The following is a 15,747-nucleotide window of genomic DNA, read 5'->3' on the forward strand; positions in this document are numbered from 1 at the left end:
TAAGTGGAGTCCACTCGGCGGGGCCCATCGGGTGGGGTCCACTCGGTGGACGATGCCCGGCATCGTCACCACGGCCAGGCGGTGGTGTGCCGCACCCGGGGCAGGGCGCGGGCGTCGCGGCGCGCGGCCGCGTTGCCGATCCGGTTCTGGCGGGGGCGGGGCCGGCGCGACTGCGCGGCGGCGAGTCGACGTCGTCCGGCGTCGCCGTCGGGAGGCTCGGGCAGGTCCGGGCAGGTCCGGGGCGGTAGTCCACCGGCAAGGCCATCCGTCAGCGGGCGACTTCCCGGTTCGTCAGCACCAGCAGGGCCCGCACCAGCGCGGTCACCCACCTCGGATCCGTGTCGCCCACCGTCGCCCACCTCGGATCCGTGCGGACCTTGCCGGGGGCGCGCCAGTTCTTCAGGTGGGCGAAGCCGTGCCCGGCCGGAGGCCGGACCGCGGCGAGTGCCTTGTCGGACAGCTTCTGGCCACGGGTCAAGGGCCGCGTCCGGGCGGCCTTGTAGCCGCCTGATCATCACCGGATCGGTGTCGGGATCGCTGTCGTCGAGGCCGACGAAGCCCAAGTCGGCGATGGTGCCGAGACCGGCCGCCCGCAGGTGGGCGGTGAGCGTGCCGTGGCGGCAGGCGGTGATCTCTCCGGTGCGTCCGGGCCGCACTGCGGAGATCCACAGCAGTCGGCCGCAGTCGTCGTCACACCGGAACCGGGACCTGCGATGTCACCAGGCACGCCACTGGCGTCATGGGCATCCACGCGCTCGGCCTGCTCCCGAACGGGCCCGATGGGAAGAGGTGCCGGAGTCCTGCTATGCCGTGGCCTGTGGAGTCAGCGACTCGGGGTGGAACTGCTCGACGCGGTCGCGCTTGGTGTACATGTTCCAGCAGTGCTCTGCGAGGTCGTCCGGGTCGACGACCGGGAAGTGCGGACCGTCGGCCGACTCGAAGGCGGCCTGGGCCGCGGCGGACACCTCGCTGCGGGCGATCAGGGACGCGATGGTCAGGGCTCCGGCATAGATGCCCGTGTCAGCCAGCTCGGCGTTGAGGGAGTACAGGTAGTTGCGGGTGGCGGACATCACCGGGCCCAGGCCGCTGAGGTGGGGCATCGGCTGCGCCGCTGAGTAGCCCTGAGCGAGCAGGAAGGCACCCTCGCCGCGCTCGGTCCACTCCGGCAGCACTGCCCGGACCACCTCGACCGGGGTGAACAGCAGGAGCGGGGCCAGGTCCTGCAAAGTTGCCGCGTCCAGCTTGGCGGCCGGGGTGAAGCCCTGGTCACCGCTGATCGGCCCGTAGGCGACCACGTCGATCCGGCCGAAGCGGTCACGGATCGCCCCGACGAGAGCGGGCACCTCGGCGGGCTGGGAAAGATCGGCGGAGAACGCGACCGCCTCCATGCCTTCGCCGGCGAGCACCTCGACGAGGGTGTCCAGCCGGTCCTTGCGGCGGGCCACCAGGGCGACCCGGAAACCTTCGCGCCCGAAGCGGCGGGCCACGGACACACCCAGGCCGGTACCGGCACCGAGGACGGCGATCACTTTGGACATGGGACTGCCCTACCTTTCAAGTAGTGGGTTTGAACTGGTCATTCGTAAGATCGGTGAACCCAGGGGCTCTGGGTATGGCTGCATGGGTTTCGCCCCTGATGGCTCAAGGAGCTTGGCCGCCCGGAGCCCCGCGACGACTCGACCGCCAATTGGGAGATGCGACTCGATCGCTGCGTAGGGCAACGTCGGCGAGGTCGTCTGCTGGGCCGTGAACACGCGACAAGCTGGCGGAGGTGACCGTGCCCCGGATATGGGCCGGAGTGGACATCGGCAAGGAACATCACCACTGCGTGGTGATCAACGCGGACGGCGAACGACTGCTGTCCCGCCGGGTCCTGAACGACGAATCGGCCCTGCTGGAGCTGATCGGCGACATCCTGGCACTCGACGAGGACGTGCTGTGGGCGGTCGACCTCAACAGCGGCGGTGCCGCCCTGCTGATCGGCCTGCTGCTCAGCCATGACCAGCCGATGGTCTACATCACCGGCCTGGCCGTGCACCGTGCCCCGGGCTCCTACCGGGGAGAGGGCAAGACAGACGCCAAGGACGCTTTCGTCATCGCCGACCAAGCCCGCATGCGCCGGGACCTGGGCCCGCTGCGGCCCGGCGACGAGGTCGCCGTGGATCTGCGAACTCTGACCACCCGCCGCACCGACCTGGTCGCTGACCGCACTCGCCAGATCAACCGGCTCCGTGCTCAACTGCTGGAGATTTTCCCGGCGTTGGAGCGAACGCTCGACATGACCAACAAGGGCCCGGTCATACTGCTGACGGGCTACCAGACCCCTGCCGCGATCCGCCGCAGCGGGGCCAGGCGCATCGAGACATGGCTGCGCAACCGCAAGGTCCGCGGAGCCGCCGCCCTGGCCCAGGCAGCCGTGGAGGCCGCCGAGGCGCAGCACACCGGGCTGCCCGGAGAGAAGCTGGCTGCCTCGATGGTGGTGCGGCTCGCGAAGGGGGTGATGGCCCTCGACGAGGAGATCACGGAAGTGGAAGCCCTGATCGAGGCCCGGTTTCGCGAGCACCCGCACGCCGAGGTGATCACCAGCCTGCCCGGTATGGGCAAGCTGATGGGAGCCGTGTTCATCGCGGCCACCGGTGGGGACATGGACGCCTTCGGCAGCTCCGACCGGCTCGCCGGCTACGCCGGCCTGGCCCCGGCCCCACGCGACTCCGGGCGCGTCAGCGGCAACCTCCGCAGACCACGCCGCTTCCACCGCGGCCTGCTCAATGCGATGTACTTGTCCGCGCTCTCCAGCCTGAAGAGCTGCCCGGCCTCCAAGGCGTACTACGCGCGCAAGCGCGCCGAGGGCAAGGGACACAAGCAGGCGCTGCTGGCACTCGCCCGCCGACGTCTGAACGTCCTGTGGGCCATGATCCGCGACGGAGCGTGCTACCAAGCCACACCACCGGTCACGGCAGCGGCTTGACATCAGCATTGGGAAGCTCCTTGCCGCAACAGTTCTTGACCCTTGGGTCAACTTGCCTGACGACGGTAACACTCAACATGGCCCGCGGGTCAAGTTAATCTGCTGAGGGAATGCGACCATGGAAGCCGCAATGTCACAGCCAGGAGGAACGACCGGATGCGGGCCGACGCGCAACGGAACGCGGAGAAACTGCGAGCAGCCGCCGCCGAGCTCTTCCAGGAACGCGGCCTGAAGGTGCCCCTGAAAGAAATCGCCCGCCGGGCCGGTGTCAGTCACGGCACGCTCTACAACCTCTTCGGCACCCGCGAGGCGCTCATTGACGAAGTGGTGACCGGACTGGCCGCCGACCGTCTCGACGAAGCCGCCGAACACGCCCTGTCCTTCGAAGACCCCCGGGAGGGGTTCGCGTACTACATCGAGAAAGTCTGTGAACTGCAGGCCACCGATCCCGCGGTCGCCGACGTCGTCAGCGGACGCTTTCCGGCCGCCGAGTGCCTGATGGCCATCTGCGGCCGGGCGCAGGACGCCGCCACACGGATCATCGAACGAGCCCAGCTGGCCGGCGCCATCCGCCCAGACTTCACCAGCGAGGACCTCCTGCTCTTCTTCGGCACCAACGCCCTGCTCGCCCGCGCGGTCGCGGACACCGCGCCCGACGCCTGGCGCCGCCAAGTCGCCTTCCTGCTCCAGGGGCTGGACACCGCACCAGCCCAAGAAGCGCCGTCCGCAGCCCCGCTGACTGGGCAGCAGGTGTACGACGTGATGGGCAGGCTCGCCGGCACGCCATAGCAGGTGCGGACCCTTCAAGGACGGAAAGGACGTCTCACCCCCATCTCTTCAGGCTGCCTGCCCTTCACCTCGCGAGCCGGTGCCCGACGGTCCGAGGCGTCGGCCCCGCCGAGGCGGGCGACCGCGCTGGTGCGCGCCCTGCCGGTGCTGACGAACCGGGAAGTCGCCCGCTGACGGAATGACCTTGATGACCTTGTCGGCGGACTACCGCCCCGGGCCAGCCCGAGCCTCCCGGCGGCTGCACACACCAGACCATCTGACGGGCAGCTTTCACGATGCACAGTGCTCACTGGGGTCCGCCGACGCAGAACGCGTGCACCTGGGGCTGTCCGTCGCCGTCCCGGCGGACGAACTCCTCGTCGCAGATGAGGAAGTGCCCCATGTCGTCGCGGTCCTCACGGACCTCCTCCGGGAGCGGGACCACCCAGGTCACCTTGTCGTCGTCGCAGTCGACCTCGACCATCACCGGCATCACGTACCGGACCCACCGCCACCGCGGCCCCGCCCCTTCACATCGCGTACGGCGGGACGCCACCGGGACCGTGCCCGCCCCTCGGATGGTCAGTCGTGGCCTGGAGAACTGACCACGGCAGGCCAGCACGGACGCTCGCTGATCTGATCCGGATGGTGCGTGGGAGGTGAGGCTCACGCAACTCCTTCTGTGGTCCGGCCCGTGTGTGCTGGGTGCCGGGCTGCTGGGTGTGCTGCGGCGGGGCCGTCACCGGGGCGGGCTGCGGTCGGGGCCGTTGGTGAGGACACGCTCCCGGGCGCCTTCCTGGACCCTGGCGAGGGCGGCCTCGGCGAGCGTCCGGCGGGTCTGCTCCACCGTGTCGACGTCGGTCGTCTGCTCCCGGCCGGCCTTCCGGTCCGAGTGGAACGGCCGCGGGCGCGACCTCGAAGTGGCGGGTACGGCGACGGTGCGCACCCGGTGCGCCTGACCGCCCGGTAGGGCGCACCGGGACGGCGGTGGTGCGGTGCGACGCGCATCGGGGCCCACGCCACCGTCGCACGCTGCACTGATGGCGCTCTGGCGGATCTCGCCACCCCCGCTCGGGACGCCCCGCAAACATGCTCAATCGATCTCCCCGCATCGTCCACGATGCAAGGAAGTGCGCGCAGGGCGATCCGGAGCTCCTCGGCCGCGGTCCGTGGCAGGCCGCCAGTGCGCGCGTAGTTCCTCAGCTGCCGTGCCGGCCTGGGCCTCGCCGGCCTGGCAGGCCGCTGTCCACGCTTCAGGGTCGCTGCGCTCGGCGTCCAGCAGGCGCGCCGTGGGCGAATCGGGGGCCACGAGGTAGGTGCCGTCGGTGGTGGGCAGGGGGTGGCGGTGGGCGAGCGGGTCGATGACCACTACGGTGCGGGCGCCGGCGGCCAGGTCGATGTTGGTGCCGTTTCGCAAGGCGCCGTCCAGGTAACGGCGGCCGTCGACGGCGATGAGCAGGCCCAAGACCAGATCGCGCAGGACCGCCGCCCACTCCATGACGAAGACGTGGCTCGTGGAGGTGAAGCCCTCACGGGACAGCAGCCGCCGGGCGAAGGAGCCTTCGCGTCGCACGGACATGTCCATCGCGGCGTGGCCCTCCATCGACCCGGCCAGCCCGCGCTCGGCCTGTTCGCGCGCCTGCCGGAGCAGCTTGCCGCGCAGGAACAGCCGGAACAGCACCGCCAGCAGGACGATCATGACGTGGCCGCCGACGAACTCGGCGGCGGTGAACTGCCAGCCCATGAGGAGAGCGAGGATCACGCCGAGCTCGACGACGAGGTTGGTGGAGGCGATCTCGAAGGCCATCGCGGCGGTGAAGTTCGCGCCCTTGCGGAACAGGGAGCGGGCCAGTGCCACCGCGGCGTAGGAGCAGGAGGATGACGCCACGCCCAGGCCGGCGGCGACCGTGAGGGTGCGGGGACGGTCGTCGCCGAGGAGGGAAACGACAGTGGACCGGCGGATCACGGCCTGGACGACGGCGGACAGGGCGAAGCCCAGGATCAGGGCCCAGGTGATTTCCCAGGTCATGGATCCGGCGATGGACAGGGCGTGCAGGACGGCGTGCATCGGTGAAGCCTTCCTCCTTCAGCCGGGTCCCGGCTCGGGGACACGCAGAGCCGATGGGCATGGTCCGTGAACCGGGGGTGCGGGGCGCCACCCGCCGGGGTAGCGCCCCGCCGGGATTCAGCCGACGCGCAGCGTCAGGGCCGCGGTGTGGAGCTTGCCGCCGGTCTGGAACTGCAGGAACAGCCGCCAGTTACCCGCCGTGGGCAGCTCGGCGTGGAAGGACAGGTCCGGGCCGCCGTGGTCACCGTCGACCTTCGTGGTGGGGTGCAGATGGGCGAACGCGGCGTCGCCCTCGTGGAAGGCGGTCAGGTGGGCGTAGGTGTCCAGGTAGAGCTGCAGATCGGTGACCGGTTTGCCGTCCTTGGCGACTGAGACGGTCAGCGGGTGCGCCATGCCGGCCATCAGCTCGCCCTTGACGGTCACGGTGTACCCGTCGACCTCCGTGCTGCCAGCCGCCGCGGGCAGCGGCGTCTTGGTGGCCCGGCCCGGGACAGTGACGGTACGGCTGAGTACGAAGTCCTTGCCCTTCTGGGCCCCGTTGTCGGGAGTGAAGGAGGCGAACATGCGCCAGGACCCGGAGGTCAGGGAAGCGAGGTCGGCACTCCAGATGCCATCGGCTGCCATGGTCGGGTGGATGTGTAAGCGGCGGCATCCGGAAAGCCAGGCGACCGTTCTCTCCCCAGTCCAGCGGTGGCGGCCCAGCCGCTGGGAGGACTCGATGCCCTTGCGGGCGATGCGCGGGGTGATGTTCCGTAAGCGGAGCCATCGGCGCAGGTGTTCCAGCCGTCCTTTCCCGCGCCACCACGTCCGGACCACCACGGCTGCGGAGTGGAGATCCTGGCCCCGCAGTGAGCACTGACCGCCAGCCACTGCGCCGGCAAGAACCCGACCGGGGCGAAGGCGGGCGTCCCACAGGGCTGGAAGGTCCGGGTCGGGCCGCTGGACACCACTTCCGGGGGCGAGGTCGCCGAGGTCGACCACTACTACCGCCTGGCGACCAACGCGAAAGGGCTTTGGGGGCCGGGACCTGGCGCTGATGCACCTGCGGACCCCGGTCCGGGCCGAGCCCGTACCCATCGCCTCGACCCGGCCGGCGCAGAACGCCCCCGGCCGCCTCATCGGCTGGGGCACGACCTGCCAGGACGCCGAAGACGACGGGTGCGACCCCACCCGGCTGCGGCAGGCCGACACCGTGGTGCAGCCGCTCTCGGCCTGTCCGGCGGCCGACCCGGCCGACCGGGAGCTGTGCCCCGGCAGCCGGGACGGCTCCGTCGCCGCGGGCAACATGGACTCCGGCGGCCCCGCGCTGGTCCGCGAACGCGGCCGGCGGGCGGCGGCCGGCGTGGTCAGCGGCCCCGGCGGAGCCAAGGCCCCGACGCTGTACACCGACGTCACCCGGTACACCGACTGGATCAACGACATCATCTCCGGCACCGACGTGCCCCCCGACGACAAGATCCCCAACGTGGAAGGCACGGTGGGACTGTACGGCGGTGCGGGCTCCGTGGTCCGCACCGCCGCCTCCCGCCCGACGGACCCGGCGCTGATGCTGACCAACGGACACTGCGTGGACGGGAAACCGCCCGCGCCCGGATCCGCGCCGGCGGACCAGTTCGCCGACCGCGACGTGCCCATCGCCGACCGCCAGGGCTACCCCCAAACCACCGCCCACACCAGCCGGCTGGTGTACGCCACCATGACCGGCACCGACATCGCGCTCTACCGCCTGGAGGAGACCTACGTTGCTGGAGGCCACATCGCGCGGCGACTGGGCCGGGTATCTCGAGGTGGCGGCCCATGCGGACCTGTTCTTCGCCGATCAGCGGACGCGCGCTGACGCCCGCCCCGGCACGGTCCGCTTCACCCCCCAGTGGAACCCCCACCTACGGGCCGAATACCGGGCCCTGTTCACGGAGGGATTCCTCCCGCCGCCCGACCCGGATCTGGTCTTCCAGTCCATGACGCTGGAGTGGTACGCGAGCGTCTGGGACGACAAGGAGGCGCCGTGGATCGCCATCAACCCCGGCACTCCCTGCGAAGCCTTCCTCCCCGCCGGCACCCCGCAGGCCAGGACCCTGTGGCGGCAGCGCGCCGACGGCCGCGACAGCGGCGGCTGCGGCCACGCCCACCCGCACGACCAGCTCCGCGGCCTGTGGGTGGGCGGCCCCCTCCAGGGCCCGGTCGCGCACGGCCTGGCCTGCGGGGCACTGCTCTTCGTCCACAACGGCGAGCTGTGGAACTCCATGGCCCACCACGGCAACGGCTACAACAACGCCAAGCGCAGACTCAAGAAGTGGTGGGGCGTGACCAGCCGAGAGGAGTGGGCCAGCACCCAAAAACGCCTGCTCGACGCCGACATGGTCAGCCCGGTATGGGAGTTCGCGCTGGGCATCCGCCGCTCCCTTGCCCAGGACTTCGCAGGGGAAGCGGAGCAGGTTGCCGACTGCCCCCAGAGCTGTTGCTGATCAAGTTCCCTGCAGGTCATAGGGGTTGGCGACATCGAGTGTCGGTGGGCGCCTGTACCGTCGTGTGACGCGCCCGGTTTGGGCCCGCTTTCCGCTCCTGCCTGACTCACCCGAGGAAATCCCTGATGTCATACGTTCGTGGGCACTACCGCCGCGACGGTTCGTACGTCCGGCCGCACTACCGCCGGTCCAGGCCGTCGACCGGCACCGCTTCACCCGTTCGCCCCGCCACCTACCGCCGAGGTACGACCGCGCCCAGCTTCAGCGCCGTCCCGGGAGGTCCGGTGACACGCGTACGAGGCCACTACCGCAACGGTTCCTACGTCCGGCCGCACTACCGCCGGATCAGCGCTCCGGCTGCTGTCGCGGTGGCCGGCGGGGGTGGCGGCCTGTTACTCCTGCTCATCGTGCTGATGCTCATCGGCGGTGGTGGAAAGGGCTCTCAGGACACGCCGGTCAAGAAACCGACCCCGTCTGTCAGCTCTCAGGTCCACACCGCACCCCGGTAACCGCCCGGACCTGGGCGCGGAAGGAACTGAAGCCTGACCCAGCATCACAACGTCACGTGGGGCGGGAAGCCATGGTGGCTTCCCGGCCCGCTAACTCGTTTCGGCGACCGTCCGGTCAGGATCAGCCGTTAGATTGACACGCCCGCCCTTGGCTGATGCGTAGGCGGCGACAACTCCCCGAGGTGTCCCGGCGCGAACACGCCCTTGGCTACCGCGATCTCGCGGGTGATGACAGGCCGCTCCCGCAACGGAACTCCTTGAGTTCCGTTGCGTCGTTCAACCCCTTGACACATCACCGCCAGGCCGAAGTCAACGGTGTCGCAGCTGGAGTTTAACTGATAGAGCCTCAGAAATTGATGGAGGCTCAGAATTATCGCAGCCCATATCTCTTGACAAAGCACAACCTCTCGCTACTCTTACGGATACCAACGTCCGCATGAATCCGGCCAGATGGCTGGAATCTGGAGTACAGCGCCAGCCCCTCCTTACACCGCGCCGATCACCTTTAGCGAAGGCTGAGTCGGCAAGGGCCACCCCCCAGCAACGGTTGAGTGCATCCATTCAGGATGTTCACAAGGAGTGCCTTATGGCCACAACAATTCCTCAAGCCCCCGGCGCGATACCGCTGATCGGTAACAGCGTGCAGTTGCTACGAGACCCGATTGAGTTCCTGAAATCGTTGCCCGCCAGCGAGGACTTGGTTCAGATCCGGATCGGCCCGATGAAGGCGATCGTACTGCTGGACCGTGAACTGACACAGGAAGTTCTTCGCGACGACCGCACCTTCGACAAGGGTGGACCTTTCTTCGACCGCCTCCGGGAAATAATGGGCAACGGTCTGGGTACCTCCCCGCGCGACGTTCATCGGCGGCAGCGCCGCATGATCCAACCGGCCTTCCACATCTCCCGCATGCCCGGTTATGCGAATATCATGGGAGAGCAGATTGCTGCGGTAACCGGGTCCTGGCGCGACGGACAGGTCATCGACGGCTACTCGGAAATGCTGACTATCACCGCAAAGGTCGTTCTGGCCACGATGTTCTCGGACTCGATGTCGCCTGGCCTGGTCAGGGAAACGACCGAGAACTTCGTCACGATCGTCAGAACCATGTACAAACGCATGATCATGCCGCCGCCCCTGGACAAGCTCCCTCTTCCCGACAAACGCCGCTACGACGCGTGCCGGGCCTTCGTCAAGAACACTGTCAACAGGATCGTTGCCGAGCGGCGGGTCAGCGGTGAGGATCGCGGCGATTTGCTCTCCGTGCTGCTGAGCGAACGCGACGACGCGGGCGAAGGTCTGTCCGGCAGCGAAATCCACGACCATCTGTGCACGTTTTTCCTGGCCGGCGTGATGACGACTGCCAGCGCTCTGTCCTGGACGCTGCACCTCCTGACACAACATCGTGATGTCCAAAGCCAGTTGCAGGCCGAAACCCATGCCGTCCTCAAGGGCGCCGACCCCACCTTCGAGGACGTGCAGAGCCTGGATGTCACCAAACGCGTTATCGCTGAATCGCTCCGCCTGTGGTCACCCGGCTGGTTTGTCACCAGGGTGAGCACAACCGAGAGCGTGCTCGCCGGGCACACCATTCCGGCAGGCACCACAATCATCTACAGCCCCTACATGATCCACCGGGACGGCGACGTATACCCCGATCCGGAAAGTTACGATCCCGACCGCTGGCTGCCCGAGCGCGCCGCCGATGTTCCCCGCAACGCGCACATTCCCTTCGGTGAGGGCCCACGCAAATGCATCGCCGATATTTTCAGCCTCACCCAGTCGTCCCTGGTGATCTCCAGTATCGCCGCCAAATGGAATCTGGAGCCGGCTTCCAGCGAACCGGTCCGTCCCGCCCTCGGCGCCGTTCTCGCTCCGCGCGGACTGCGAATACGCGTCACCTCCCGGGCATGAAGATGTCGGGAAGACCACCGAAGCACTCGGAGGAGTGACGTGCGATTCGAGATCCCCACTCGCTTTCCTGTTCCCTTCACACCTCTCCTGAATCCCTACACCGGTCGCGTGTCACAGCGCTTCTGGGAGTGGATTGAAGACCGGACGCTCGCTCCGACTGATCGTGCCCGCGAACGCCTCCGACGCAGCGGCATAGAACTTGCCTCCTGCTGGTGCTGGCCATGGGCGGACCCGGAGCAGCTTTTGGAGGGCATGAAGTGGATGTTCTTCTTCTTCCGGTTCGACGACCAGATGGAAGAGGGAGTTGCCCAACGGGACTTCGTCCGCGTCAACCGCGCGGTCGAGGAAATCACCGGCATCATGCACAACCAGCGCGAAGCTGGGGACAGCGCACTTGCCCAAGAGCTGCACCGCACCTGGCTGCACACCCAGGAAGGCCGTCCGTCGGACTGGGTGGACACCTTCCGCCGCCACTACTGTGACCTCGTCCGTTCGTACGCAGACCAGTCGCGCTTCAACTACGCACCCGGACAGGGTCAGGTGATGCCGATGGCTGAGTATGAATCCTTCCGTGAGATCACATACGGCATGGAGTGGGTCTACGACTTCATGGAAATGGTCAACTCCTCCGGCACCTACCTGCCGGAGGCGGTGCGTCGGAGCAGCCCGATGCGTACCCTGCGCTGGTCCTCCACCCTTCAGCAGGCACTCCTCAACGACGTCTTCTCCGCTGCCCGCGAAGATCACCAGGAGCGCCAGATCAACAGCGTCGTGATCTACCAGCAGGAAAAGGGTTGCAGCGCCCAAGAAGCAGTTGGGGCCGTGCTGGAACGTATGGCGGAACTTGTCACCGTCTACAAGGATGCCTGCGGGAACCTGCGCGCCGAGCTTCATGGCTCGGGCACCCGGCCCGAGGTCATATCAGCCGTGGAGAGATTCATCACCAACATGGACGCCGTTATAGGCGCCAATCACGACTGGCATCACATCGTCATGCGCTACGCAACCGACGACGTCTCGAGCGGAGAGGGGGCGTACTGCTACCCCGATGACCTGTGACTCAGGGGACGTCCCTCAAGGTCGGCGACCGGCTCGGCACCCGATCGCTGGCGGTCGCTCCGTCGAGTACCGCGCGGTCGGCCGCGGGGGGATGCACGTGGCGACGGCGTCTTTCGCACCGGACAGCTCCCATGCCTTGCAGTGGTGGCGGTTGCCGGCAACTGGTCGGCCGACCGCGACGGCGAGTCGGGTGCCGGCGTCGATGACGACCTGGTGGTCGGTGGAGTACCGGTAGTTCTCGGACTGCTCGGCGATGGTGTGGTCGCGGGTGGGGCCAAGGTGCCGTCCGCGATCGGCACGGTGTCCTTGCGGAACCGCCTTGCGCTGCTGGAGCGCGAGCGCGGAGCCGAGGTGGTCGATGATGCGGTCGGCGGCGGCCGGCTTGGACGCCCCGGCCGCCCCATGCCGGGCTTCCCGGGGCGGCGGGTGGGCGCGCGGTGGCCAACTGGAGGTCAGGGAGTGACGTCCACCAGGACTTTGCCGACCGCGTGGCTCTCGACCGCTCGGTGCGCGTCGGCGGTGCGGTCGAGGGGAAAGCGGATCAGCGGCAGGCCGTGCTTCTCGCCGACCGGCAGCGCGCCGTCGCGTACTGCGGCGGCGATGTCCTGGACGGCCGCGGTGCGTGCCTCCGGACCGGCCGTGTAGAGCACCAGGAACTGGAAGCGTGTGTTCAGCACCATGTTCTGCAGCACGTTCAGTTCGACTGGCTTGCCACCGTCGTTGGCGTAGGTCGAGATCGTGCCGCGGGTTCGCAGCACGGTCAGGTCCAGTGCGAGGTTCGTGCCCAGGGCCACCTCGGCGACCATGTCGACGCCGTCCGGGGCGATCTTGCGGATCTCGGCGGCCGGGTCGCCCTCGCGGTAGTTGATCACGTGGTGGGCTCCGGCGGCGGTGGCCAGCCGGGCTTTCTCCGGGCTGCTGACCGTGCTGATCACGGTGGCGCCGGCCCATCGGGCGAGCTGGATCACCGCGTGCCCGAGCGCTCCGGCCCCGCTCGCGGCGAGCACCACCTTCCCGTCGAGTGCCCCGGGCCGCAGCCGACGCGGGCCGTCCTCGGTGACGGTGAGCGCGCGGTGCGCGGTCAGCGCGGGGACTCCGAGTGCGGCGCCGACGTCGAAGCCGGCCTCGTCGGGCAGCGGCACGGCCTGTTCCGCGGGCACGACGGTGAACTCGGCGGCGGTGCCGGTGGGCCGCCCGGCGGCGGCCATGAACAGTCGGACCCGCTGACCGACCCGGCTCTGGTCGACACCCTCACCGACGGCGTCGATCGTGCCGGCGCCGTCGAGGTGCGGGGTGACCTCGGGGAAGTGCTGGGGGTGGCCGGCGCCGGAGCGTGCCTGCCAGTCGGTCGGGTTGACCCCGGACACGGCGACCCGGACGCGGACCTCGCCGGGGCCGGGCGCCGGCAGGTCACGGTCGACGAACCGCAGAACGTCGGGGGCGCCGTTGTCGCGGTAGATGATGGCCTTCATGATCCGTCCTTGGAGCCTGGTAGAGCAGGGTTTCCCGGCGTGGCCTGGCCGTCCGTCAGTATGTCCGGCGTGTGGTGCGGTCGCGACCCGGGCCGCGTTGGTTCCGGTCAGCCGATGGGGACGTCGTTGGAGCGGGACTCGACGCCATCGAGGGTGGCGAGGGCCGCGGCGTCGAGCGCGATCTCGCTGACCGCGATGTTGGCCTCCAGGTGGGCGGCGTTGGCGGTGCCGGGGATGAGCAGCACGTTCGAGGCGTGGTGCAGCAGCCAGGCGAGGCCGACCTGGGAGGGCGTGGCGCCCAGGGATGCGGCCACGGCGTGCACCGCCGGCTCGGCGGTCGCTTTGGGCAGGCCGGGGAAGGCCCCGCCGAGCGGGAAGAACGGCACCCAGGCGATGCCCTCGGCCGCGCACAGCTGCAGCATGTTCTCGTCCTCGCGGGAGACGAGACTGTAGGCGTTCTGCACGCAGACGACGCCGGCGGGCAGGGCACGGCGCAGGCCGTCGAGCGTGACGCTGCTCAGGCCGATCGCGCCGATCTTGCCCTCGTCGCGCAAGGCGGTCATCGCTGCGAGCTGGTCGTCGAGGTCGACGACCTGGTCCCCCTGGGGACGCAGCCCGGGGCCGGTGTCCAGGCGGCGGAGGTTGACGACCGCGAGCCGGTCGACGCCGAGGCTGCGCAGGTTGTCCTCGACGCTGGCGCGCAGCTGCTCGGGCCGCTGCGCCAGACGCAGCGGCAGGCGCCCGCCCGGGTTGGGGTCAGCCCCCACCTTCGTGACGACCAGGACGTCGTCCTCGGGGCGAAGTGCCTCGCGGATCACGGCGTTGGCGAAACCGAAGCCGTAGAACTCGGCGGTGTCCACGTGGTCGACGCCCAGCTCGACCGCACGGCGCAGCAGCGCGACGGCCTCGTCGCGGCGGTCGTGCAGCCGCTCGAGCTGCAATGCGCCGTAGCCGATCCGGAAAACGGTGCGGGCGGCGAACGAAGCGGTCGCGGTGATCACGACGGTGTCTCCTCGGTCGGTGTTCGCAAGGCGGTGTACAGCAGTTCGGCCTGGTAGAGGGCCATGACCCGGTGGGCGATCGGAGTGGCGTGCTCCCAGGCCCGGGGCGGCTCATGGTGCTCGACCTTGACGAGCCAGGCCGTGACGCAGTCGTGCAGCATCGCGCGCATCCGGTCGGTCATGTCGACGACGATGTCGCGGATGGCCGGGTCGGTGGTCGCCTCACCCCAGGTCTGCACGCCGACCCGAGCCTCGGCCGGATCGATCGCCGCGATCAGACGGGAGAGCAGTTCGTCGGGGCTGGGCGGGGCGTCGGCCGCGGCGTACTCGCCGAGGACATCGGCGCGCTTGGCGAGCACCTCGCGGGCGGCGGCCCGGACCAGGTCGGCCTTGTTGCGGTAGTGCGCATAGATCGAGCCGGCCGAGAGGCCGGACTCGACGGTGATGTCGGCGATCGAGGTCCGCTCCAGGCCGTTGCGGCTGAAGCAGCGGACGGCGGCCTCGGCGATCTGAGTACGCCGGAGTTCCTTGCGCGCGTCGGTGAGCCGAGGCACCAGCACCTCCCACAAAAAGAATGGCTGCTCTGCTTACGGGAGACGTTGGCAGAATCATGGTTCTGTTTGTGATGGACGCCTCCGGCTTCGTCGTACTGCCCCGTCGGTGGGTCGTCGAACGCAGCCTTGCGTGGATGATGCACGCACGTCGCCATGCCCGGGACTGTGAACAGCTCGTCCAGCACTCCGAGACGCTGGTCACCTGGGCCGCCATCACCCTCATGGCCAGGCGCCTGGCCCGGAAAGGCGCCACTTCCAGCTGGCCGAGGAAACCGGCGCCCACCGATGCGTGACCGCTTCCCTTTACTCCTCTTCCTCTTCCGCGTCGCCGATGGCGACGCGGAGGCCGTGGATGCCTTGCAGGATCCCGATGACGGATGCCTCCGCCCGGCCAAGAGCCTGTCGCACGCCTTCCGCATCACCACGGGAATGTCCGATCTCCATGATCACTGCAGCAGGCCAGCCTCGGCCGCCCGGCGGAAGACGTCCCCGCATGTCAGGGACGGCATCGGCGAGCGTTCGGCGAGCACGATCAGCGCATGGCGCAGTTCCCTGCTCAGCTGGAAGAGCCAGCGACTGGCCTGCCCGCCTTTGTAGGCGTATGGCGGAAGAGGTCGACGGCCTGTCCGTCACGGTCGTCGGCAAAGGTGTCCGGAAGCCCGGCGAGCAGTTCGATGTCGCGCTTGCCGGTCGCCGCTTCGGCCACGGCACTGAGGGGTAGAGCATCGAATTCTGCGGCGGACACACCAGCTTCGGCCGCGACGGCGTGGGCAGCCAGAGCTGCGAAGACCTCGACCAGGCACTCGCCTTCGACCGTGTCGATGCCCCAGGTCCGCAGGTTCTCGTGGCGACGAGCCTGTCGCCACGGCTCCTGGTCCATCAGCGGCAGCAGAACATGGCCCAGGTGCGCGCAGCGGCGCCAGAGCATGTCGTGATCCGAGGCCACGGTCGATCCTCTCTACGCCGAG

Annotated in this window: 17 protein-coding genes and 4 pseudogenes; 8 read left to right on the forward strand and 13 right to left on the reverse strand. The window is 68.9% G+C overall.

The genetic code is table 11. The features are described from left to right. Positions 1-268 precede the first annotated feature (268 nt). Together AXW62_RS45670 and AXW62_RS12490 are read right to left on the reverse strand one after the other, a co-directional pair. Positions 269-478, reverse strand: coding sequence for a hypothetical protein (locus AXW62_RS45670; protein ID WP_060944574.1), 210 nt, complete (start codon positions 476-478; stop codon positions 269-271). A 325-nt stretch (positions 479-803) separates the two neighbouring features. Further along, entirely contained in the window at positions 804-1,538 is a 735-nt protein-coding gene (locus tag AXW62_RS12490) for an SDR family NAD(P)-dependent oxidoreductase (protein ID WP_060944575.1), read from the reverse strand. Positions 1,539-1,777: 239 nt separating this feature from the next. Between AXW62_RS12490 and AXW62_RS12495 the strand changes: the two genes are divergently transcribed. Beyond that, positions 1,778-2,968 (forward strand): IS110 family RNA-guided transposase, encoded by a 1,191-nt coding sequence (locus AXW62_RS12495; protein ID WP_060944596.1) that lies wholly within the window; start codon positions 1,778-1,780, stop codon positions 2,966-2,968. Positions 2,969-3,124: 156 nt separating this feature from the next. Beyond that, on the forward strand, positions 3,125-3,757 hold the full coding sequence (locus tag AXW62_RS12500; protein WP_060944576.1) for a TetR/AcrR family transcriptional regulator: 633 nt from the start codon (positions 3,125-3,127) through the stop codon (positions 3,755-3,757). 286 nt (positions 3,758-4,043) lie between these two features. On the opposite strand, the gene AXW62_RS12505 is transcribed toward AXW62_RS12500, so the two are convergent. The 5 genes and pseudogenes from AXW62_RS12505 to AXW62_RS44440 form a co-directional block, all read right to left on the reverse strand. Beyond that, positions 4,044-4,220, reverse strand: a complete 177-nt coding sequence (locus tag AXW62_RS12505) for a hypothetical protein (RefSeq protein ID WP_159060857.1) — start codon at positions 4,218-4,220, stop codon at positions 4,044-4,046. Between the two features lie 255 nt (positions 4,221-4,475). Then, the gene (locus tag AXW62_RS12510; protein WP_060944578.1) at positions 4,476-4,682 is read right to left on the reverse strand and encodes a hypothetical protein; all 207 of its coding nucleotides are present in this window, start codon (positions 4,680-4,682) and stop codon (positions 4,476-4,478) included. Between the two features lie 147 nt (positions 4,683-4,829). After that, positions 4,830-5,804, reverse strand: a complete 975-nt coding sequence (locus tag AXW62_RS45675) for a permease (RefSeq protein WP_252368578.1) — start codon at positions 5,802-5,804, stop codon at positions 4,830-4,832. 117 nt (positions 5,805-5,921) lie between these two features. Beyond that, complete coding sequence (locus AXW62_RS12520; RefSeq protein ID WP_169808127.1) at positions 5,922-6,428, reverse strand: DUF8832 domain-containing protein; 507 nt, start codon at positions 6,426-6,428, stop codon at positions 5,922-5,924. Beyond that, positions 6,417-6,575, reverse strand: a pseudogene (locus AXW62_RS44440) (IS5/IS1182 family transposase); the annotation flags it as partial. The gene AXW62_RS12520 and the pseudogene AXW62_RS44440, both read right to left, overlap by 12 nt. A gap of 250 nt (positions 6,576-6,825) precedes the next feature. On the opposite strand from AXW62_RS44440, the pseudogene AXW62_RS12525 reads away from it, so the two are divergent. From AXW62_RS12525 to AXW62_RS12540, 5 genes and pseudogenes are all read left to right on the forward strand, one after another. Next, a pseudogene (locus AXW62_RS12525) lies at positions 6,826-7,641 on the forward strand (S1 family peptidase); the annotation flags it as partial. Beyond that, positions 7,592-8,269: a DUF1266 domain-containing protein gene (locus tag AXW62_RS43870; RefSeq protein WP_214516849.1), complete on the forward strand. Its 678-nt coding sequence runs from the start codon at positions 7,592-7,594 to the stop codon at positions 8,267-8,269. The pseudogene AXW62_RS12525 and the gene AXW62_RS43870, both read left to right, overlap by 50 nt. A 284-nt stretch (positions 8,270-8,553) precedes the next feature. Then, the gene (locus tag AXW62_RS45680; protein ID WP_252368579.1) at positions 8,554-8,778 is read left to right on the forward strand and encodes a hypothetical protein; all 225 of its coding nucleotides are present in this window, start codon (positions 8,554-8,556) and stop codon (positions 8,776-8,778) included. A 586-nt stretch (positions 8,779-9,364) separates the two neighbouring features. Beyond that, positions 9,365-10,693: a cytochrome P450 gene (locus AXW62_RS12535; protein ID WP_060944581.1), complete on the forward strand. Its 1,329-nt coding sequence runs from the start codon at positions 9,365-9,367 to the stop codon at positions 10,691-10,693. A gap of 39 nt (positions 10,694-10,732) precedes the next feature. Beyond that, positions 10,733-11,752, forward strand: a complete 1,020-nt coding sequence (locus AXW62_RS12540) for a terpene synthase family protein (RefSeq protein ID WP_159060858.1) — start codon at positions 10,733-10,735, stop codon at positions 11,750-11,752. A gap of 102 nt (positions 11,753-11,854) precedes the next feature. Here AXW62_RS12540 and AXW62_RS40755 read toward each other — a convergent pair. The 4 genes and pseudogenes from AXW62_RS40755 to AXW62_RS12555 form a co-directional block, all read right to left on the reverse strand. Further along, positions 11,855-12,145 (reverse strand): annotated as a pseudogene (locus AXW62_RS40755) (IS5/IS1182 family transposase); the annotation flags it as partial. A gap of 59 nt (positions 12,146-12,204) precedes the next feature. Then, positions 12,205-13,224 (reverse strand): NADPH:quinone reductase, encoded by a 1,020-nt coding sequence (locus AXW62_RS12545; RefSeq protein WP_060944583.1) that lies wholly within the window; start codon positions 13,222-13,224, stop codon positions 12,205-12,207. Between the two features lie 107 nt (positions 13,225-13,331). Then, entirely contained in the window at positions 13,332-14,225 is an 894-nt protein-coding gene (locus AXW62_RS12550; protein WP_060944584.1) for an aldo/keto reductase, read from the reverse strand. Continuing rightward, a complete protein-coding gene (locus AXW62_RS12555) occupies positions 14,222-14,779 on the reverse strand; it encodes a TetR/AcrR family transcriptional regulator (protein ID WP_159060859.1) in 558 nt (185 codons plus the stop codon). The genes AXW62_RS12550 and AXW62_RS12555 overlap by 4 nt, the downstream gene beginning before the upstream one ends. Before the next feature lie 74 nt (positions 14,780-14,853). Between AXW62_RS12555 and AXW62_RS12560 the strand changes: the two are divergent. Further along, positions 14,854-15,063: pseudogene (locus AXW62_RS12560) on the forward strand (IS5-like element IS4811 family transposase); the annotation flags it as partial. Positions 15,064-15,082: 19 nt separating this feature from the next. Here AXW62_RS12560 and AXW62_RS43875 read toward each other — a convergent pair. Beyond that, complete coding sequence (locus AXW62_RS43875) at positions 15,083-15,229, reverse strand: hypothetical protein (protein ID WP_159060860.1); 147 nt, start codon at positions 15,227-15,229, stop codon at positions 15,083-15,085. A 106-nt stretch (positions 15,230-15,335) separates the two neighbouring features. After that, positions 15,336-15,725, reverse strand: coding sequence for a hypothetical protein (locus tag AXW62_RS12565; RefSeq protein WP_060944586.1), 390 nt, complete (start codon positions 15,723-15,725; stop codon positions 15,336-15,338). Between the last annotated feature and the right edge of the window lie 22 nt (positions 15,726-15,747).

The sequence above is a fragment of the Streptomyces hygroscopicus subsp. hygroscopicus genome (assembly GCF_001553455.1).
In the GTDB taxonomy this organism is placed as follows: Bacteria; Actinomycetota; Actinomycetes; order Streptomycetales; family Streptomycetaceae; genus Streptomyces; species Streptomyces hygroscopicus.

Coding starts and splice junctions, on each gene's coding strand:
- AXW62_RS12490 (WP_060944575.1), bottom strand. CDS start 1,538: ATGTCCAAAGTGATCGCCGTCCTCGGTGCCGGTACCGGCCTGGGTGTG.
- AXW62_RS12500 (WP_060944576.1), top strand. CDS start 3,125: ATGCGGGCCGACGCGCAACGGAACGCGGAGAAACTGCGAGCAGCCGCC.
- AXW62_RS12505 (WP_159060857.1), bottom strand. CDS start 4,220: ATGGTCGAGGTCGACTGCGACGACGACAAGGTGACCTGGGTGGTCCCG.
- AXW62_RS45675 (WP_252368578.1), bottom strand. CDS start 5,804: ATGCACGCCGTCCTGCACGCCCTGTCCATCGCCGGATCCATGACCTGG.
- AXW62_RS12520 (WP_169808127.1), bottom strand. CDS start 6,428: ATGGCAGCCGATGGCATCTGGAGTGCCGACCTCGCTTCCCTGACCTCC.
- AXW62_RS12535 (WP_060944581.1), top strand. CDS start 9,365: ATGGCCACAACAATTCCTCAAGCCCCCGGCGCGATACCGCTGATCGGT.
- AXW62_RS12545 (WP_060944583.1), bottom strand. CDS start 13,224: ATGAAGGCCATCATCTACCGCGACAACGGCGCCCCCGACGTTCTGCGG.